Here is an 18,927-nt window from a genome sequence, read left to right on the forward strand (position 1 = left end):
TATGGCAATCGTCGGCTTTGGGACAGATATTGTCGAAATCGAGCGCATCGCGGCTGCGATTTCCAGAAATGGCGATGCCTTTGCACAACGCATTCTGAGTGAAAGTGAGCTTGCTATCTATGTGCAGAGTAAAAAACCGGAGCGATTTTTAGCGAAACGTTTTGCGGTCAAAGAAGCTGCCTCAAAAGCATTAGGTACCGGGATCGCACAAGGCGTATCACTTCAGGACTTTACCGTGTTGAATGATGAACACGGTAAACCATGGTTACAGTTGAGTGGTAAAGCCGAAGAATTTGCTCAGTCATTTGGCGTGAACGCCATTCATCTTTCAATATCCGATGAGCGACGCTACGCTGTTGCCTCTGTGATTCTTGAAAACTCAGGCCATTAATTGTTGCGCTGCTTCAGCAACTTTGGCCATCTCATCCTGCAACTCAAATAGTTCAGGCTCCAGGTCTTTGATGGCCGAGCCTGAGCGCAATGACTGTTCCAGCGTGGCGCAGATTTTTCTTAATCTGGGAACACCGCTATAGGAACAGCTGCCATGTAGCTTATGAATATGATGAAGTAATGTTTCCTGATCGGATTCGCCATTCAACGACGATTCAATGGTCTGATGGATTTCTGGGATAGAGTCAACTAACATCGTCAGCATATCTTTGGCTAAATCTTCTTTATTCGCCGCCTGTTTTAAGGCCATATTCCAGTCGATCACTAAGGGTTGCGATGACGTTGGCTGTGTCACATCAGTCGATTGTGGACGCACGACTGTTGAAGCATCTTGTTGCGACCGTTGTGGCTGAGGATTCCAGTGAACCAAAACCTGTTGCAGCACATGTTCTTCTATCGGTTTCGTCAGGTAATCATCCATCCCTTCACTGAGCAGACGATCCCGTTCGCCGACCATGGCATGAGCCGTTACAGCAATCACTGGGGTGGTGGTATTGAGCGGTAATTGTTTGATTTCCTGACAGGCGGTGACCCCATCCATTTTAGGCATCTGAATATCCATGAAGATAATATCAAACTTCTGACGAGTCGCGATTTCGACCGCTTCTTCTCCGTTGGTACAGCTAATTACTGTATCAACCCTTTCCTGTAAAAGTGCAGTGATTAACTTCAGATTCGCGGGGTTGTCATCGACGGCCATGACCGTTAACGGCATCTTCTCTATCGAAGCCGAGTGCGTGATTTCTTCGCGGAAAGAAGACAGTTCAGGATGAATATCCAACATGACTTGTAGCAGTTTTTTACGCGCAAGTGGTTTGGTGAGACACTTGATCGGATAATGCGTCATTAGATGATCAGCCAGTGCCAATTCGGTACTCGGAATCCCGACCAACACATGTTCTGAGCAAGCCACCGCTTTTTTGACCAGGGCTTCAGCTTCTTCAGAGACCAGTTTTTGGACAGGGGAGAAGTTGAGGATGACGTAGTCGGATTGCGGTGGGTTGTCCGGTAATACAGACATATAGTTGACGCGTAAGCCCGATTGCGTCAGCGTTTGCTGCAAAATAGAAGCAGACTGCATATGGGATTCGATCAGCAGAACTTCTTTCCCCGCCAATTGTTTTTGGGTGTACCACTCACCCATCATAATATCGGTCGGATGAAGACGAATCGTAAACCAAAACGTTGATCCCCGGTGCAAACGGCTGGTCAGACTAATCTCGCCACCCATCTGACTGACCAGTTTTTGGGTGATCACCAATCCTAGTCCCGTTCCGCCATAACGGCGGGAAATACTGGCATCGGCCTGACTAAATGCCTGGAATAACTGGGCTTGTTGTCGTTCGGAAATACCAATTCCCGTATCCCGGACCATAAACTGAAGTTCAACCAAGTCATCCCGGACTGAACGAAGTTCGACACTGATATCAATATTACCTCGTTCCGTGAACTTAATTGAGTTGCCGACAAGGTTAGTGATAACTTGCTGGATCCTGAGAGGATCCCCGACCAGACCGACCGGAATCTTCGAATCAACTTTTAGATTGATTTCCAGTCCTTTCTCATGCGCGCTGGTTGCCAGCAGATCGACAACCTCTTCGAGATTTTCCTGCAATTCAAACGGCACATTTTCGAGAGCCAGTTTGCCGGCTTCCAGTTTAGAGAAGTCCAAGATGTCATTAATGATCGTCAAGAGGTTATTCGCTGAACGTTCAATGGTTTGCAGGTAATCTTTCTGGCTATTGGTGAGCTGCGTTTTCAGTATTTGTCGGGTGAAGCCAATCACACCATTCAATGGTGTTCTTAATTCGTGAGACATATTGGCCAGAAACTCTGATTTTACGCGAGCGGCTTCCTGAGCCCGTTTTTTGGCTATATCCAGTTCAACGTTTTGGATCTCAAGCTGTTCGAGTGTTTCTCTTAGATCGGAGGTCGCTTGATCAATGCTATGTTGCATCTCGACATGGTACTCCGACAGAGAAACCGCCATTGCATTGATGCCTTTTTTCAGTTCATCCAGTTCACCATGCATTTCACCCTCAATGCGCACATCCAGATGCCCGCGTCGGATCCGATCCAACATATTTTTCATATGGGTAATCGGTCGAGTCACATCATGAAGTAAACGGAATGCAAAAGCCCCGGAAAGTGCCAAGCCGAGAATCAACACTAAAATCGCGGAAAAAATTTCCTGATACTGTTGGAGCCTCAGCGATGACAGGTCAAGCTCAATGACAATGTAGCCAAGGACCGGCAAGGTCTCGGCATTTGCTCTGCCGTCAATCAACCGACTTTCCGCCAGAATCGGGGTGCGAAGAATTAAGGTATTGTTATCCTTCATTTCTGAGCTGCCCAAAATCGGAATAGGTTTGTTTTTCGGATAAGTCAGTGATTCGAAATTGGGGTGGAAATTAGACGTGACGAATAGTTCATGGTGCTTGTCGAAAACAGCGATACTCCGGACAAACTGAGAATTCTTACGGTGAGCATAACTGATGATTCGTCTGACCGACTCCCGGCTATGTTTCTCCAACCCTTCTTCACTGGCAATCGCTAGCGGCTCGATGATATTTGAGCCGGCATTAATAACCTGAGACTCAAGATCGTGATAACGATTATAAGAAAAAAAAGCACTTAACAGCAGACCGATGATCAGTGTCGGTGCCAGAGTGAGTGTGATGACGCGAGTGCGCAAGCCATATTTGGTGGTCATTAGTCTCTAATTATCATAATGAAGAATCAGAAATAACGCATCGAGTCATGCACTTTTCTGCTTTCAGTTGAGATTTTCTTCCGTCACGGAGGAAGCTTTATCTGAGCTGCTAGCTTAATCAAGTCATCGACAATTCACAATTTATTCTTGACAAGAATAGTGATGATTTCACGAAATTTTATGCCGTTTTATTGCCTGCTTTTTTCTCAGCGGATTATTTGCTAAACATCGTGATGTGGATGTGGGAAAATAGCGAAAATTTGCAACCCTCTACTGTTACATCGGCCGCTTAAACCGGCTGGCGTAACAAAGAATTCGGCAACATTACAAGCGGTAACATATTCATATGGCTCGTTTTTTCCAACCTAAAAAACAATCTACGATCAATAAAAAGCACCAATTGGTTCAGGTGGCACGCATGGATCACCATGGTGAGGGTATTGCTTATCTGGAAGGGAAACCGGTTTTTATCGAAGGTGCTTTGCCGACAGAGCAGGTCCTGATTCAACTGACAGAGAATAAAAGTAAGTATGCCCGGGCGAAGTTGATCCAAGTGCAACAGGAGAGTGTAGAACGAACTCAACCGTTCTGCCCGCATTATCATCGTTGTGGCGGGTGCAATCTACAACACCTTAGTCATCGGGAGCAGTTGAGATATAAGCAAGAGTCGCTCGCACAACTGCTTAATAAATTTGCCGGGTTATCTGTGCCACTCTCACCGGTTATTTCTGATGTGGATTCGGGGTATCGGCGTCGGGCGCGTTTCAGCTTGAAGTGGGACAGCCAATCGAAGCGTCTGGCGTTCGGTTTTCGTCAGAAAAATAGTAACAATATTGTCGATATTGAGCATTGTGCGGTATTGGCACCCACTTTAGAAGCACTGATTCCTCAACTCAGAGGGTTATTTGAGTCGATGTCGCAGCCAGAAAAGCTCGGACATCTGGAGTTGATCGCTGCTGATAACGGAACTGTTATGCTGCTGCGTACTATCGGGTCGCTGAATGCGTCGGATCAGGCTGATATGGTTACTTTTGCGCAGCAACAGGATGTTTCACTCTATATGATGGCCGAGACCGGGCAGCCGCATTTACAAGATGGTCATGAACCGTTTTATCGCGAGACAGGGATTGAAATTGCTTTTCAGCCCCACCATTTCATACAGATAAATCGACACATTAATCAGAAAATGGTTGAACAGGCGCTTTCTTGGCTGGCACTCAGTGAAGAAGATCGTGTGCTAGATTTATTTTGTGGTGTGGGCAACTTTAGTTTACCAATTGCGCAGCAGGTGAAATCACTGGTCGGGGTTGAAGGGATTGAAGAAATGGTTGTACAGGCGCGTAAGAATGCAGCGCACAACCAGATTCTCAATGCTGATTTTTATCAGGCGAATCTTGAGAAAACGTTGATCGGTATCGAGTGGGCACAGGCGAAATTTGATAAAGTATTACTCGACCCGGCCAGAGCCGGTGCGAAAGGCGTCATTGAGTTGCTGTCTGATTTCGGCGCTCAGCGCGTGGTTTATGTGTCCTGTGATCCGGCGACACTGGCCAGAGATAGTCAGCGTCTGTTACAGCAAGGATATCAGTTAGAGAAAGTGGGGATGCTGGATATGTTTCCTCACACCAGTCATCTGGAATCGATGGCTTTGTTTATCAGAATGTAACCTTGATTGTGAAACTGTCAGGTGAGGTGAACTCATCAATAGCGATAGGGTCGAAGTCAAATAGCCGACCTTCAATAAACGAACATAAGACTAGGACGAAATAGAGAATAATGGTTGCGGTAAGAAGCGCACATCTGAACCCAGACGAACAATTTGAACCCGAGAAGTGGATCGCCAGTATCGTGCGTGATCCCAAAATCGCGGAGCGACTAAAACAGGTTTATCGACAGATGGAAATTCTAGTTGTCGATCATCCGGCCGGGCCACTGTTGCTGTGGCGTGGTCGTGAGATGATCGAGATACTGGTGACGCTGTCGATGGATCAGGAGACTTTAGTCGCAGCATTATTGTTTCCGATTGTGTCTGGTGGATTGCTCGATGCTGAAATTTTACAAGAACGCTATGGCAAAGACATTATCAAGTTGATTGATGGTGTTGAGGAGATGGCGGCTATCGGGCAATTGAACGTCACGATGCAGGGCAGTGAAGCCTCAACACAAGTAGATAATGTGCGACGGATGCTACTGGCGATGGTTGATGATTTCCGTTGCGTGGTGATTAAGCTTGCCGAACGAATTTGTAATTTACGCGAAGTGAAAGATCAGCCGGATGAAATCAGACGTCAGGCGGCAAAAGAGTGTGCCAATATCTATGCGCCGTTAGCCAATCGTCTGGGAATCGGCCAGTTAAAATGGGAAATGGAAGACTACGCCTTCCGCTATCAGCAACCGGATACCTACAAACAGATTGCCAAGCAGTTATCTGAACGCCGTATTGTTCGTGAAAAATATATTCAGGATTTTGTTGAAGATCTGCGTGAAGAAATGCTGCTGTCCAATATTCAGGCCGAAGTTAGCGGGCGTCCGAAACATATCTACAGCATCTGGCGCAAGATGCAGAAAAAGAGTCTGGCATTTGATGAGTTATTTGATGTTCGGGCGGTGCGAATTATCGCGGAGAAACTACAGGATTGTTATGCGGCACTTGGGGTGGTTCATACCAAGTATAAGCATCTCCCCAGTGAGTTCGATGATTATGTCGCCAACCCGAAACCCAATGGATATCAGTCGATTCATACGGTGATTCTTGGCCCTGAAGGGAAAACCATTGAGATTCAGATTCGAACTCGCCAGATGCATGAAGAGTCAGAACTGGGTGTAGCGGCGCACTGGAAATATAAAGAAGGCAGTTCTGCCGGGCATCGCGGCTATGACGAGAAAATTACATGGTTACGCAAGCTGCTTGACTGGCAAGAAGAGATGTCTGATTCCGGTGAAATGCTGGATGAGTTGCGCAGTCAGGTATTTGATGACCGGGTTTATGCTTTTACACCCAAAGGTGATGTGGTTGATTTACCGATGGGGGCAACGCCGTTGGATTTCGCTTACCATATTCATTCCGAAGTCGGGCATCGCTGCATTGGTGCGAAGGTCGCAGGACGAATTGTGCCGTTTACTCATAAACTGACGATGGGGGATCAGGTTGAAATTATCACCGCCAAAGAGCCGAACCCATCACGAGACTGGCTCAACCCTGCATTGGGGTTTGTCCATTCCGGACGAGCCCGGGCGAAGATTAATGCGTGGTTCAGAAAGCAAAGCCGGGAAAAGAACTTAGAGGCAGGGCGGGAAATTCTGGAAACCGAACTGGCAAAAATTGGTGCGACACTCAAAGATGCCAGTGAATATGCGCTGAAACGATTTAATGTCAACTCACCAGATGAATTATATGTCGGAATCGGTAGCGGCGATTTACGGATCAATCAAATAGTCAATCATATCAATGCTTTGGTCAATAAGCCGACCGCAGAAGAAGAAGACCAGCTGGTCCTTGAAAAGTTACAAGAGAAGGAGCAGAAGACAACAACCCCGGCACCGAGTAAAGATGCCGTCGTGGTTGAAGGGGTCGATAATTTAATGACGCATCTGGCGCGTTGCTGTCGCCCGATTCCCGGTGATGAGATTAAAGGCTACATTACTCAGGGACGGGGGATTTCGGTCCACCGGAGTGACTGTGAACAGCTGGAAGAGTTGATGCATCACGCTCCGGAGCGGATTATCGATACCGTTTGGGGACGCGGATTACTAGGTTCTTACGTTCTGACCGTGCGGGTCGAAGCGATGGAGCGAGGCGGATTGTTAAAGGATATTACGACGTTGCTGGCGAATGAGAAAATCAAAGTGGCCAGTATGAAAAGTCGAACCGATCATAAACGCCAACTGATCTATATGGATTTTGATTTGGAACTGACAAGTGTTGAAGTGCTCTCCCGGGTGTGTAAACGGATTGAGCAGACGAAAGATGTTCTGTCAGTCAAACGACTGGGATAACGAGTATCGCCTCATGTCAGTTGAATCGTTGCAGAAAGCGAGGATGCCTCCTCGCTTTCTCTTTGGAGCGGAAAGAAGGTTATGTCTCATCCAATTGAACAGTTAAAGCAGATCATGGCACAACTCAGAGATCCTGAGTCCGGATGTCCATGGGACCAAAAGCAGACATTTGACAGTATTGTGCCTCATACAGTTGAAGAGACTTATGAAGTGATCGATGCAATTCATGCGCAGGATTGGGAAAATCTGCAAGAAGAATTAGGTGATTTTGTTTTCCAAGCCATTTTTTACAGTCAGTTAGCCCAGGAACAAGGATTCTTTGATTTTGATTTTGATGATGTGATTCGCAGTGTCAATGAAAAATTGATCCGTCGCCATCCGCATGTTTTTACTGATCAGGTTTTTGATAGTGAAGCGGCTATTCGGGCCAATTGGGAAAAAATCAAATCAGAAGAAAAATCCAGAGCAGGTCGTGAAGAACAAAGTATTTTGGATGGTGTACCCAAGTCGCTTCCTGCATTGAGCCGAGCTTATAAATTACAAGCTAAGTGTGCCAAGCATGGGTTTGACTGGGATACTTTGGCGCCCGTTGTTGATAAAGTCCGTGAAGAGCTGGATGAAGTGATTGAAGAGGTGCGTTGCTTTCCACCGGATCCTGCTGCGATAGAAGATGAGTTGGGTGATCTGTTGTTTGCCGTAGTGAACCTGACGCGACATTTGCAACATCATCCGGAGTCTGCACTCACACGAGCAAATAAAAAATTTGCCAGACGCTTTCAAGGCGTTGAAGCATTGGCTAATCAGGAAGGTAAATCACTCGATGACTATACACTCAGTGAATTAGATCGCTTTTGGGAACAGGTTAAGCAGCGGGAGAAAAATCGGGGTTCAGATTGAACTCTGACAGTTGAGCACAGTCCTTATAATGTAGCCCAAGCAGAATGAGCTACAATTGTGCGGATTGGATTTGATTTGAAGCAAAAAAGAAAAAGTGAGAGTGTGATAAGTTTCACGTTGTGGCGTTAATGGGGTTCTGGTATATTTACATCCCGTCCAGAAGAAATCCATTTCCCTCATTCAACCAATTTCAGGTTAAACATGACGACAAAGTATATTTTTGTGACTGGCGGGGTCGTATCCTCTCTAGGTAAAGGCATTGCAGCAGCATCTCTTGCAGCGATTTTAGAAGCACGTGGTCTGAAAGTGACCCTCATGAAGCTCGATCCGTACATTAATGTGGATCCGGGTACCATGAGTCCGACTCAGCACGGTGAAGTATTCGTCACTGAAGATGGTGCGGAAACTGATCTGGATTTGGGGCATTACGAGCGCTTTATCCGGACCAAAATGACCAAACGGAACAATTTTACCGCAGGTCGTGTGTATGCGGATGTTTTACGGAAAGAACGTCGTGGTGACTACCTCGGTGCAACCATTCAGGTCATTCCTCACATTACCAATTCAATTAAAGATCGTGTGATTGCCGGTGCGGAAGGCCATGAAGTCGCAATCGTTGAAATTGGTGGTACGGTTGGTGATATCGAGTCTCTACCGTTTATCGAAGCGATTCGCCAGCTTGCTGTAGACATTGGTCGTGAAAATGCAATGTTTATGCATTTAACTTTAGTCCCTTATCTGGCGGCTGCCGGAGAAGTGAAGACTAAACCCACTCAGCATTCCGTGAAAGAGTTGCTCTCTATCGGTATTCAGCCAGATATTTTGATCTGTCGTTCTGATCGCATTATTCCTGCCAATGAGCGGAAAAAAATAGCGCTGTTCTGTAATGTGGCAGAAAAAGCCGTTATTTCAATGAAAGATGTTGATTCCATCTATAAAATTCCTCAGCTGATTAAGTCGCAGGGACTGGACGATTTAGTTTGCTCTCGCTTCGGTATTCAAGCACCGGAAGCGGACTTGTCTGAATGGGAACAGGTTATTTATGAAGAAGCCAATCCGACCGGTGAAGTCGTCATTGGTATGGTTGGTAAATATATCGAGTTGCCTGATGCATATAAATCGGTCAACGAAGCTTTAAAACATGCGGGCCTGAAAAACCGTCTGAGTGTTCAGATCAAGTATATTGATTCTCAGGATCTGGAGAATAAAGGGGTTGAGCTGCTGGACGGACTGGACGCAATTCTGGTGCCGGGCGGATTTGGTGATCGCGGTATCGAAGGTAAGATCTTAGCCGCTCAATATGCGCGTGAAAATAAGATTCCTTATCTGGGAATTTGTCTGGGAATGCAGGTTGCATTAATTGAATATGCGCGTCATGTTGCGGGTATGGAAGGGGCGCATTCAACCGAGTTTAATCGCGCAACTCAATATCCCGTTGTCGGTTTGATTACCGAGTGGATCGATTCTGAAGGTCAAGTTGAAGAACGTTCCGAGAAATCAGATTTGGGCGGAACGATGCGTTTAGGTGCGCAGTTGTGCCATCTTGAAGAAGGCAGTAAAGTTCATGCATTATATGGTAGCAAAACCATTTATGAACGTCACCGCCATCGTTATGAAGTGAATAACGTGCTTCGTCCTCAAATTGAAGCAGCGGGACTCAAAGTTTCTGGTTTATCTGCGGATAAAAAACTGGTTGAGGTGATTGAGAATCCGGATCACCCATGGTTTGTGGCTTCTCAGTACCACCCTGAGTTTACTTCAACACCTCGCGATGGACACCCTCTGTTTACTGGGTTTGTAAAAGCCGCTGGTGAGTACCAGCGTCGCACTATTGAGAAATAAAAGGACACGGGTAACGGTAGGGAATACGGTTACCCCATAGGTTTGACATTTAAATTCAAAGAGAGGAAACATTAATGTCTAAGATCGTTAAAATTCTAGGTCGTGAAATCATCGACTCTCGCGGAAACCCAACTGTAGAAGCTGAAGTCCACCTAGAAGGCGGTTTCGTAGGTATGGCTGCTGCACCATCAGGTGCATCTACTGGTTCTCGTGAAGCGCTTGAGCTTCGTGATGGCGACAAGTCTCGTTTCCTGGGTAAAGGGGTTCTGAAAGCTGTTGAAGCAGTAAATGGCCCAATTGCTGAAGCGCTGATTGGTAAAGATGCAAAAGATCAAGCGGCTATCGACCAAGTCATGATTGATCTGGACGGTACCGAAAACAAATCTAAGTTTGGTGCAAATGCGATTCTGGCTGTTTCTTTGGCAAACGCAAAAGCTGCAGCAGCAGCAAAAGGCATGCCTCTGTACGAGCACATCGCTGAACTAAACGGCACTCCTGGCGTATTCTCTATGCCATTACCAATGATGAACATCATCAATGGTGGTGAACACGCAGATAACAACGTTGATATTCAAGAATTCATGATTCAACCTGTTGGTGCCAGCACGCTGAAAGAAGCACTGCGTATCGGTGCAGAAGTTTTCCATAACCTGGCGAAAGTTCTGAAAGCAAAAGGTTTGAATACTGCCGTTGGTGACGAAGGTGGCTTTGCGCCTAACCTTGAATCAAACGCAGCAGCATTGGCAGCGATCAAAGAAGCTGTTGAGCAAGCTGGCTACGTTCTGGGTAAAGACGTGACTCTGGCTATGGACTGTGCAGCATCTGAGTTCTACAACAAAGAGCAAGGCATCTACGACCTGAAAGGCGAAGGTAAAACTTTTTCTTCTGAAGAGTTCTCTAAGTACTTGGAAAGTCTGGTTGCACAATATCCTATCGTTTCTATCGAAGACGGTTTGGATGAGTCTGACTGGGACGGCTTCAAGTTCCAAACTGAACTGCTGGGCGACAAAATCCAGTTGGTTGGTGACGACCTGTTCGTAACGAACACTAAGATCCTGAAAGAAGGTATCGAGAAAGGTGTAGCTAACTCTATCCTGATCAAGTTCAACCAGATTGGTTCTCTGACTGAAACACTGGCTGCAATCAAGATGGCAAAAGACGCTGGTTACACTGCAGTTATCTCTCACCGTAGTGGTGAAACTGAAGATGCGACAATTGCTGATCTGGCTGTTGGTACTGCTGCAGGTCAAATCAAAACTGGTTCTATGAGCCGTTCTGATCGCGTTGCGAAATATAACCAACTGATCCGTATCGAAGAAGCGCTGGGTGAACGTGCGCCTTTCAACGGTCTGAAAGAAGTGAAAGGTCAAGCTTAATCACGGCTTTATCATGAATTGAAAAACGCCTCTTCTGAGGCGTTTTTTTTGGTCTTACTGATTACTGATTGGAGAAGCACTATAAAATCGCTTTGATTGCTGAGATTCTGCGTCTGTCTAATTCATCCCGAATCTCGGCACCTTTCAATCCTGCGGCAATGATCGCTTGAACATCAATCGCGAGTGCGGCCTGATAGGCGGATTCAAACTGTGATTTTTGTGGATAAGGTATCTCTTCATAGCCCAATCGCCCCTGATGATCTGCTTGACAGCACAGCAGTACACTTTCAAGTCGCTCTGGCTTACGCCATACATCCATTTTATTCAGTATCTTGAGATAAGTTGCCGGTTTCAAAATTGCAGCGTTGTGAACATTGGTATGCTGTTCACAGACGATTAATGCTAAATCCCGATATTCCGCTGGGACTCGAATGCGTTCGCACAGTGCACGGATACAGGCTAAACCGGTGTGTGTATGCATTTTATGGCTCGGCCATTCACTCGGTGGTGTTGTTCCTTTACCGAGATCATGAACCATAGCTGCAAATCTGACCGGAAGCGATGTTGAGAGGCATGTCGATTGACGCATCACCATGAGTGTATGCTCGCCCGTATCAATTTCAGGATGCCACTTCGGTGGCTGCGGTACCCCGAAGAGGCAGTCGATTTCAGGGAAAATGACTGCCAGTGCACCGCATTCTCTCAATACGGATAAAAAGATGTCGGGGTGGTCCGTGGCAAGAGCTTGATGGAGCTCTTGCCAAACACGTTCTGCGGTTAAGTGAGCGACTTCTCCGGACTGAACCATGTGACGCATTAAGGCCATTGTTTCCGGTGCGATGGTAAAACCGAGTGAAGCGAATCTGGCTGCGAATCTGGCAACGCGGAGGATTCGCACCGGGTCTTCTGCAAAGGCATTTGATACGTGGCGCAGTACTCTCTGTTCCAAATCGGCTTGGCCGTGATAGGGATCGATAAGCACCCCTTGAGGATCTTGGGCGATCGCATTGATGGTTAAATCCCTGCGCATCAGATCATCTTCAAGTGTCACTTCCGGTGAGAAAAAGCATTCAAACCCATGATAACCTGAACCACTCTTCTTTTCAGTTCTGGCTAGGGCATATTCTTCTTTGGTGTGTGGATGAAGAAACACCGGAAAATCTTTCCCGACAGATATAAAACCTTGTTCAAGCATGAGTGAGGGATTACTGCCGACGACGACCCAATCTCGATCTTTGATGGGAAGACCGAGTAACTGATCACGAACGGAGCCACCGACGAGATAGACTTGCACAGCTTGCCTCTTTTGGAACGGGTGTCTGAAATTGTTGAGAGAAGGCCGGGAGCAGGCCTTCTTCACATATCAGAGCCAGTTTGAGTGTGATTTCTTCCGTCTTGGAATCAGATGCGGAAGGATGATTCCCAGTAGAATGCCACCAAGAGCAACACCGCCACCGTACATAAAATATTTCATTAACAGATCTTCTTTCTGAGTATCCAGCTTCGCTCTCAGCTCACGTGTCTCGCTTTGCGCTGTCGCCAGTTTCTGGCTGATACCGCTATAGTTTTCTTCCAGCTCGGAAATCTGTTTATTGCGAACTTCAAGAGACTCGACTAGCCCGGCCTTTTCCTGACTAGCTTTATTCTCAGCATCAGACAACTGTGCTTTGACATCCTTGAGCTCTTTTTCTAAACGGGGAAGGCGGGATGCCATACTCTCAGTGGTGGTAACAAACTTATCTTGTACCCAACCCTGACGCCCTTTGTTATCGAGTATTTCACTATAACCGGTTTCTTTATTGGTTTGCAGTAGCTGTACTTTCTCACCTGCATTAATACTGCCAATAATTCGATACTGGTTGCTCGGGCCTGAATGCATATAGGTAAACAAGTCATCTGCTATGTAATGCACTTGTGCAAAAACGGGCGAGGTCAGAAGCGAAAGCAGCAACATGAATAACAGTTTTTTCACGATAAATCCTTTAACGATAGGGTTGAAAAGTAAATCTCTCCAAATAGTAAAAAGTTTCTTTATATGGTGCAACAAAGAAGGGAGGCGAAGCCTCCCTTTGTGCAGATTTGAGTCAATAATCACATGGTTCTGACAAATGTCTGACGGTTGCACGCACTAAATGAAGATTTTTTCTAGCATATAATAGAAAACAACAGCAAGCAGCGCTCCTGCCGGTAACGTCACGACCCACGAAGCCACGATGTTACGCACAACACCAAGGTTTAATGCTGCAATACCACGGGCGAAGCCCACACCGAGGACCGCACCAACCAGTGTTTGAGTGGTCGAAATCGGTAGCCCGGTTCCAGACGCCAGAACAACGGTTGAGGCCGTTGCAAGCTGTGCAGCAAAACCACGGCTCGGTGTCAGTTCGGTGATCCCGGTACCGACAGTTTCCATCACTTTATGTCCCAGCGTTGCGAGACCGACGACTATCCCCAGTCCACCTAATGGCAGGATCCACCACGCAATCTGGCTTTTCCCTGAAATCTGACCAAGATTTTCGACGGTGGAAACCACAGCTGACAATGGACCAATCGCATTCGCGACGTCGTTGGAACCGTGGGCGAATGCCATCGCACAGGCAGTAACGACCATCAGGACACTGAAAATGCTTTCTACACCAGAGAAACTGTGGTCCTCTTCCCGTTTTGAGAAGCGTTTTTGGATGTACAGGTAGCCTCCGACCATAACGAGTGCGGAAACAAACATGGCGGCAAGCCATGCTTCACCGGTACTCAGATGGAGACCGACGTGTTTCAGGCCTTTCTTAATGGTGACCAGTGCGATAACCATGGTGGTGATGAACATATAAACCGGAACAAAACGTTTGGCATTTTGTAGCGGATTTTCTGTATCAAATATCAGACGTTGTGCACTGACGAAAATGACATAGGCGAAGAAACCGGAGATAATCGGTGTAATAATCCAACTGCCGACAATTCCTTGAACGGAATGCCAGTCAACGGCTTCTGTTCCCAGAGTGATACAGGCAAAACCGATAATCGCCCCGATAATGGAGTGGGTTGTTGACACCGGCCATCCCATATAAGAGGCCAACAGGAGCCATGTACCGGCAGCCAGAAGGGATGACATCATGCCATAAACAAGAATTTCAGGTTGTGCGACAAAGAGATTTGTTTCGATGACACCTTTACGAATTGTGTCTGTTACTTCTCCACCGGCAAGATAGGCGCCGGCGAACTCAAAAACCATCGCAATAAAGATAGCTTGTTTTACGGTCAGTGCTTTAGAGCCAACTGATGTTCCCATCGCATTTGCTACATCATTTGCACCGATGCCGATCGCCATCAAGAAACCGAAGGCTGCTGCTACAAGAATCAAGATAGATCCGTAACTTACAAGGATATCCATCATAATACCTAGTTGTTGATAACTAGCGGAGCACGCGCGACCTTCTATCGTGGCATGTCATTCAGCCACAATAATTAGATTCAGAGACGCAATGTGTGAGTGCCCTTAGTTATTGTGAAAATCTATAATCTCAGGAACGAGAGAGCATTAGCTCTAAGCGAGCTCCCACACGTTGAGCTTGGTCAGCGATACCGCCCACCCACTCTAGAATTTTGTATAAGAACATCATGTCAATCGGATTATATTTTGACTCGATAGCCATCAACTGCTGACGCAGGTGAATTTGCATCGTGTCGGTATCATCCTCAATGGCATCAAGTTGGTTGATCATTTCTGCAACCAAAGTGACTTCCCGGCCTTTAAATCCGGTTTCAAGGAGTTCATCCAATTCTCCGATGACTTTCTGGGCTTGTGTCGCCGCATCCAGACAACGTTTAACGTAGGCAATGAAATCTGTTTGCAGTGGCTCTGGAATCATCAGCTCCCGACCATAAACCCGACCAGAGATATCTTTCGCGAGATTCGCAAGCTTATCTTGTTGGGTCAGCAGTTCGAGCATATCGGTTCGATCAACAGGAAGGAATAATCCGCGCGGCAGTTTCAGGCGGATTTCACGTTTGAGTACGTCGGCTTCTTTTTCCAGATGAGAAATTTGAGCCCGAATTTCGGCTGCCTTTTCCCAATCTTTCTGGAACGTAACTTCAAAAAAGCTGATCAAGTAAGAACAGCATTCATTGACACAGACAACGTGTTTCTGCAAAGGCTTAATTGGGGACTTTGCAAATAACCCCATAATTGTATTCACTGGCATGTGACTCAATCCAAAAATATAACCTTAAAAGAACATACAACATTATGATGAAATGTTGAACATTGGCTATAAAGGCGCGCATGGTAACTCATTCGACGGTGCTTTAAAACCATTTTAGCGTATGAATGATATGTTATTTCTCACTTGCTCCTGTCCGAAATTGGCAATATCCTGTCGCTATCTGCCACGAAAGGTATTGTTATGGAAACTGAGATAGAACTGAAGTTTTTCGTTTCTCCTGAATATTCAGATGTTTTGCGTCGTAAGATTGCTCAGACCAAAGTTTTACAGCATCGTTGCCGTGAATTAGAGAATACATATTTTGATACGCCTGATAACTGGCTGCGTCAGCATGATATCGGCCTGCGAATCCGATGTTGCGATGGTGTCTATGTACAGACGGTGAAAACCGCTGGACGGGTGGTTGCCGGGTTACATCAGCGACCGGAATACAATGCCGAACATGACAGCAATACTCCTTCTCTTTCCCTTCATCCTCAAGATATCTGGCCCGAAGACCGCAGTACCGAGCAACTAGAAGCTGAACTTCTCCCTCTCTTTTCAACTGATTTTACACGTGAACAGTGGCTCGTCGGTATGCCTGATGGCAGTCAAATTGAAGTTGCATTCGATCAGGGGAAAGTGATAGCCGGAGAATCGGAAGCTCCGATTTGTGAGGTTGAACTGGAATTGAAATCAGGTCAGACCGATGCTTTGTTTTCTCTGGCAAGAACATTGAGTGATGAAGGCGGCGTTCGTCTCGGCAATTTAAGTAAGGCTGCCAGAGGTTATCGACTGGCTTTCGGATATGTGGGCGATGAAACGAAGTCTCTGGCTTTGGTTGAAACCACAGCTAATGACACGGTTGAATCTTGTTTTATCCATTCTTTGGAACATGCTTTAGATCATTGGCATTATCATGAGCAGATTTATGTCGAGAAGGAATCAGTTGAAGCGCTGCATGAAATTCGTCATGCGATTTGTTTTATTCGTCAGACGCTTGCTGTTTATAGTGATATCGTGCCTCGACGTGCCAGTGCAATCCTACGTCAGGAACTCAAATGGCTGGAACAGGAATTGTCTTGGCTGAAAATGTTCAACTATCTCGATTATCTCTGTGAAGATAAAGGTCATATTCTGCGCAAGCTGGATGCTCGGAAGTTTTTGTTGGCGGAGCTCCGGACCTTGCAGGACGACTTACCGTCAACGCAAGATATGTTAAAGCTATTTTATTGTTCTCGTTATGTCGGTTTGATTCTGGACTTGAGTCGTTGGATTTTGACGAAAGGCTGGCAGCCTTTTCTGAACGAGAAAGCGCGAGTCATGATGGCGGAGTCGATTGAGCCGTTTTCAGCAGAGCAACTGGAACGAACTTGGAATGAGTTGTTAGCTGCTTTTCCCGCGGATAAGCAGTTTTCCAAACAGGATTATTTGATTCAGCAATATTGCCTGATGAAAAATTTATACACAGGAATTGGATTTGCCAGCCTCTATAATGAAAGTGAACGCCAGTCCTTTCGACTGCCATGGGCTGACTTGTTACAAGGTATTGATGATCTTTTAACGCTTGAACCATTAGAGCAGCAGGTTGATAAGCTTGAAGACGAGCAGCAAGAGCAATTGAAACGGTGGTTGATTCGGCAGGAAAATTCGATCCTTCATGCCATGGAGCAAACCAGAAACATTAGTATGGCTGTGACACCTTATTGGAAACATGCATAACCTGAAAAATCGAATCGGCGTCGGGATGGTGCAGTCGATGATCCCTGCTTCTTGTTTTTTGTTATATTTGACATGAAGAAAAGACTACAGAACAGCTCCGATGAGTCGATATAATAGTTATAGTCTGAGCTTCAAATCAGTCTGTCAGTGTAGATAGTCTGAAAATATAAGGGTATCTACGCTGTTCTTGATGACCTTCATAATGTTTGAAGATGAATTTTGGTATGCTCTTTCTATTGTTATTACAATCATAAAAATAAGGCATAGTGATTTAACGGGAATGATTGAATTAGGAAAATTAGGATTTAGTGGAGATGGATCATGACAAAACTGGCTTTTAAGCCTTGGGAACGGGTAATTACGGATCTTCGCCTTGTTCCCAAGATGGTGATACTGATGGTATTCAGTACGATATTGATAGTTGCAAAACAGCTCTGGGATGCCAGTGTGTTTTATTCAGCTCTTTTAGATGCCACAAACAATGCTCAGATTGCACAACACCACTATGAAGCCTATATCACACAAGTTGTTTGGCAAACGTTACTGTTAATTATTGTATTCATTATACTATTGCTGTTTGCAGCGAGGGTGATGTTAAGACAGACACAGTATATCAGCGATGCAATTAAGACCATGGCAAGTCGGGATTTATCTGAACCGGTTGAAATGGAATGTAAAGATGAATACGGTGATGTCGCCAGAGAACTTGAGAAAACTCGCCGTCAATTGCAGGACATGATTAAACTCCAAATTACCAGTTCTCAGGAATTATCCGGTTTGACTGAAGTGATGACAATCAGCATGTCCGAGACCAAAGAATCGGCACAAGAAGAGTTCAATGAAATTGACCAGTTAGCGACAGCAATGAGTGAAATGTCTTCTACGGTCCATACCGTTGCTGATCATGCGCAAAGTGCCTCCTCGTTGACTGAACAGGCCTCCTCTCGCGCCAAAACCGGGCAGGAGTTTGTTCAGAGTACTGTCTTGAAAATGCGCGATCTCTCAACTGATATTTCTGAATCGGCACAAGCGGTTAATCAAGTTGAGGAACGTGTTGTGGCAATTAGTAGTGTTGTCGGCACAATTCAGAGTATTTCTGAACAGACTAATTTATTGGCACTGAATGCTGCGATTGAAGCAGCCCGTGCCGGTGAAGCTGGCCGCGGATTTGCTGTGGTTGCTGACGAAGTCCGTAATCTTGCTCAGAGAACCCAACAGGCAACGGTTGAGATTCAAGATATGATTTCTCAACTTCAAAACAGTGCGAATTCTGCCGTAGGACTGATGGAAAAGAGTGTCGTTGAAGCGGCTGACGGTGTGGAATTGGTCACGAATGCGGGCAGTGAACTGGATGGTATCGTTGAACAAATTCAGCAAATCAATGATATGAATTTCCAAATCGCCAGTGCTGCCGGTCAACAGAGTGGTGTTGCCGAGGAGATGAACCAGAATCTAACCAATGTCCGTGAGTTGGTAGAAGCTTCCGTCACCGTGGTCGGTGAGTTACTGGAAACATCAGAAATCATGCAGAACAATGCTGAGGAACTGGATCGGAAGATTACTTCATTCAAAGTATGATCCCGTTGTGAAATTGTAAGCGCTCACTTAGAGGCTCTTGAACTTTCGTGGTTTAATCACGTTGGCGCAATCCCTTCAAGTGGGCGTTTTTTTTGCCATCATTCTTCTCAAGCTGGCTGTTTTTCATCATTTTGTAGGGCACCGATAATAAGAG

Annotated in this window: 13 protein-coding genes and 1 pseudogene; 9 read left to right on the top strand and 5 right to left on the bottom strand. The window is 46.0% G+C overall.

Going from position 1 to position 18,927, the window contains the following annotated elements; all coding sequences use genetic code 11:
• The first annotated feature begins 1 nt into the window (after nt 1).
• Nucleotides 2–391 carry a holo-ACP synthase gene (acpS, locus tag VRK_RS02105; protein ID WP_059119875.1) on the top strand — a complete coding sequence of 130 codons (390 nt, stop codon included), beginning with the start codon at nt 2–4 and terminating at the stop codon, nt 389–391.
• Here the strand turns inward: acpS and barA are convergent.
• Entirely contained in the window at nt 380–3,163 is a 2,784-nt protein-coding gene (gene barA, locus VRK_RS02110) for a two-component sensor histidine kinase BarA (RefSeq protein ID WP_059119876.1), read from the bottom strand. The genes acpS and barA overlap by 12 nt on opposite strands.
• A gap of 346 nt (nt 3,164–3,509) precedes the next feature.
• Between barA and rlmD the strand changes: the two genes are divergently transcribed.
• The 5 genes from rlmD (at nt 3,510) to eno (ending at nt 11,274) form a co-directional block, all read left to right on the top strand.
• The gene (gene rlmD / locus VRK_RS02115; RefSeq protein ID WP_059119877.1) at nt 3,510–4,829 is read left to right on the top strand and encodes a 23S rRNA (uracil(1939)-C(5))-methyltransferase RlmD; all 1,320 of its coding nucleotides are present in this window, start codon (nt 3,510–3,512) and stop codon (nt 4,827–4,829) included.
• A gap of 110 nt (nt 4,830–4,939) precedes the next feature.
• On the top strand, nt 4,940–7,159 hold the full coding sequence (gene relA / locus VRK_RS02120) for a GTP diphosphokinase (protein ID WP_059119878.1): 2,220 nt from the start codon (nt 4,940–4,942) through the stop codon (nt 7,157–7,159).
• A gap of 81 nt (nt 7,160–7,240) precedes the next feature.
• Complete coding sequence (gene mazG, locus VRK_RS02125) at nt 7,241–8,056, top strand: nucleoside triphosphate pyrophosphohydrolase (protein ID WP_059119879.1); 816 nt, start codon at nt 7,241–7,243, stop codon at nt 8,054–8,056.
• Between the two features lie 201 nt (nt 8,057–8,257).
• Nucleotides 8,258–9,898 (top strand): CTP synthase, encoded by a 1,641-nt coding sequence (locus VRK_RS02130; protein ID WP_059119880.1) that lies wholly within the window; start codon nt 8,258–8,260, stop codon nt 9,896–9,898.
• Between the two features lie 74 nt (nt 9,899–9,972).
• A complete protein-coding gene (gene eno, locus VRK_RS02135) occupies nt 9,973–11,274 on the top strand; it encodes a phosphopyruvate hydratase (protein WP_059119881.1) in 1,302 nt (433 codons plus the stop codon).
• Nucleotides 11,275–11,353: 79 nt separating this feature from the next.
• Here the strand turns inward: eno and VRK_RS02140 are convergent.
• From VRK_RS02140 to VRK_RS02155, 4 genes and pseudogenes are all read right to left on the bottom strand, one after another.
• Nucleotides 11,354–12,580: pseudogene (locus tag VRK_RS02140) on the bottom strand (multifunctional CCA addition/repair protein); the annotation flags it as partial.
• A 57-nt stretch (nt 12,581–12,637) separates the two neighbouring features.
• Nucleotides 12,638–13,246 carry a TIGR04211 family SH3 domain-containing protein gene (locus tag VRK_RS02145; protein WP_059119882.1) on the bottom strand — a complete coding sequence of 203 codons (609 nt, stop codon included), beginning with the start codon at nt 13,244–13,246 and terminating at the stop codon, nt 12,638–12,640.
• Between the two features lie 156 nt (nt 13,247–13,402).
• On the bottom strand, nt 13,403–14,662 hold the full coding sequence (locus VRK_RS02150) for an inorganic phosphate transporter (protein WP_059119883.1): 1,260 nt from the start codon (nt 14,660–14,662) through the stop codon (nt 13,403–13,405).
• Between the two features lie 130 nt (nt 14,663–14,792).
• Nucleotides 14,793–15,473: a TIGR00153 family protein gene (locus VRK_RS02155; RefSeq protein WP_059119884.1), complete on the bottom strand. Its 681-nt coding sequence runs from the start codon at nt 15,471–15,473 to the stop codon at nt 14,793–14,795.
• 201 nt (nt 15,474–15,674) lie between these two features.
• On the opposite strand from VRK_RS02155, the gene VRK_RS02160 reads away from it, so the two are divergent.
• The 3 genes from VRK_RS02160 (at nt 15,675) to VRK_RS02165 (ending at nt 18,773) form a co-directional block, all read left to right on the top strand.
• Nucleotides 15,675–17,195 carry a CYTH and CHAD domain-containing protein gene (locus VRK_RS02160; RefSeq protein ID WP_059119885.1) on the top strand — a complete coding sequence of 507 codons (1,521 nt, stop codon included), beginning with the start codon at nt 15,675–15,677 and terminating at the stop codon, nt 17,193–17,195.
• Nucleotides 17,196–17,397: 202 nt separating this feature from the next.
• Entirely contained in the window at nt 17,398–17,520 is a 123-nt protein-coding gene (locus VRK_RS21550) for a hypothetical protein (RefSeq protein WP_269431940.1), read from the top strand.
• Nucleotides 17,517–18,773, top strand: a complete 1,257-nt coding sequence (locus VRK_RS02165; protein WP_059119886.1) for a methyl-accepting chemotaxis protein — start codon at nt 17,517–17,519, stop codon at nt 18,771–18,773. The genes VRK_RS21550 and VRK_RS02165 overlap by 4 nt, the downstream gene beginning before the upstream one ends.
• Nucleotides 18,774–18,927: the final 154 nt, after the last annotated feature.

The sequence above is a fragment of the Vibrio sp. MEBiC08052 genome (genome assembly GCF_001506075.1).
In the GTDB taxonomy this organism is placed as follows: Bacteria; Pseudomonadota; Gammaproteobacteria; order Enterobacterales; family Vibrionaceae; genus Vibrio.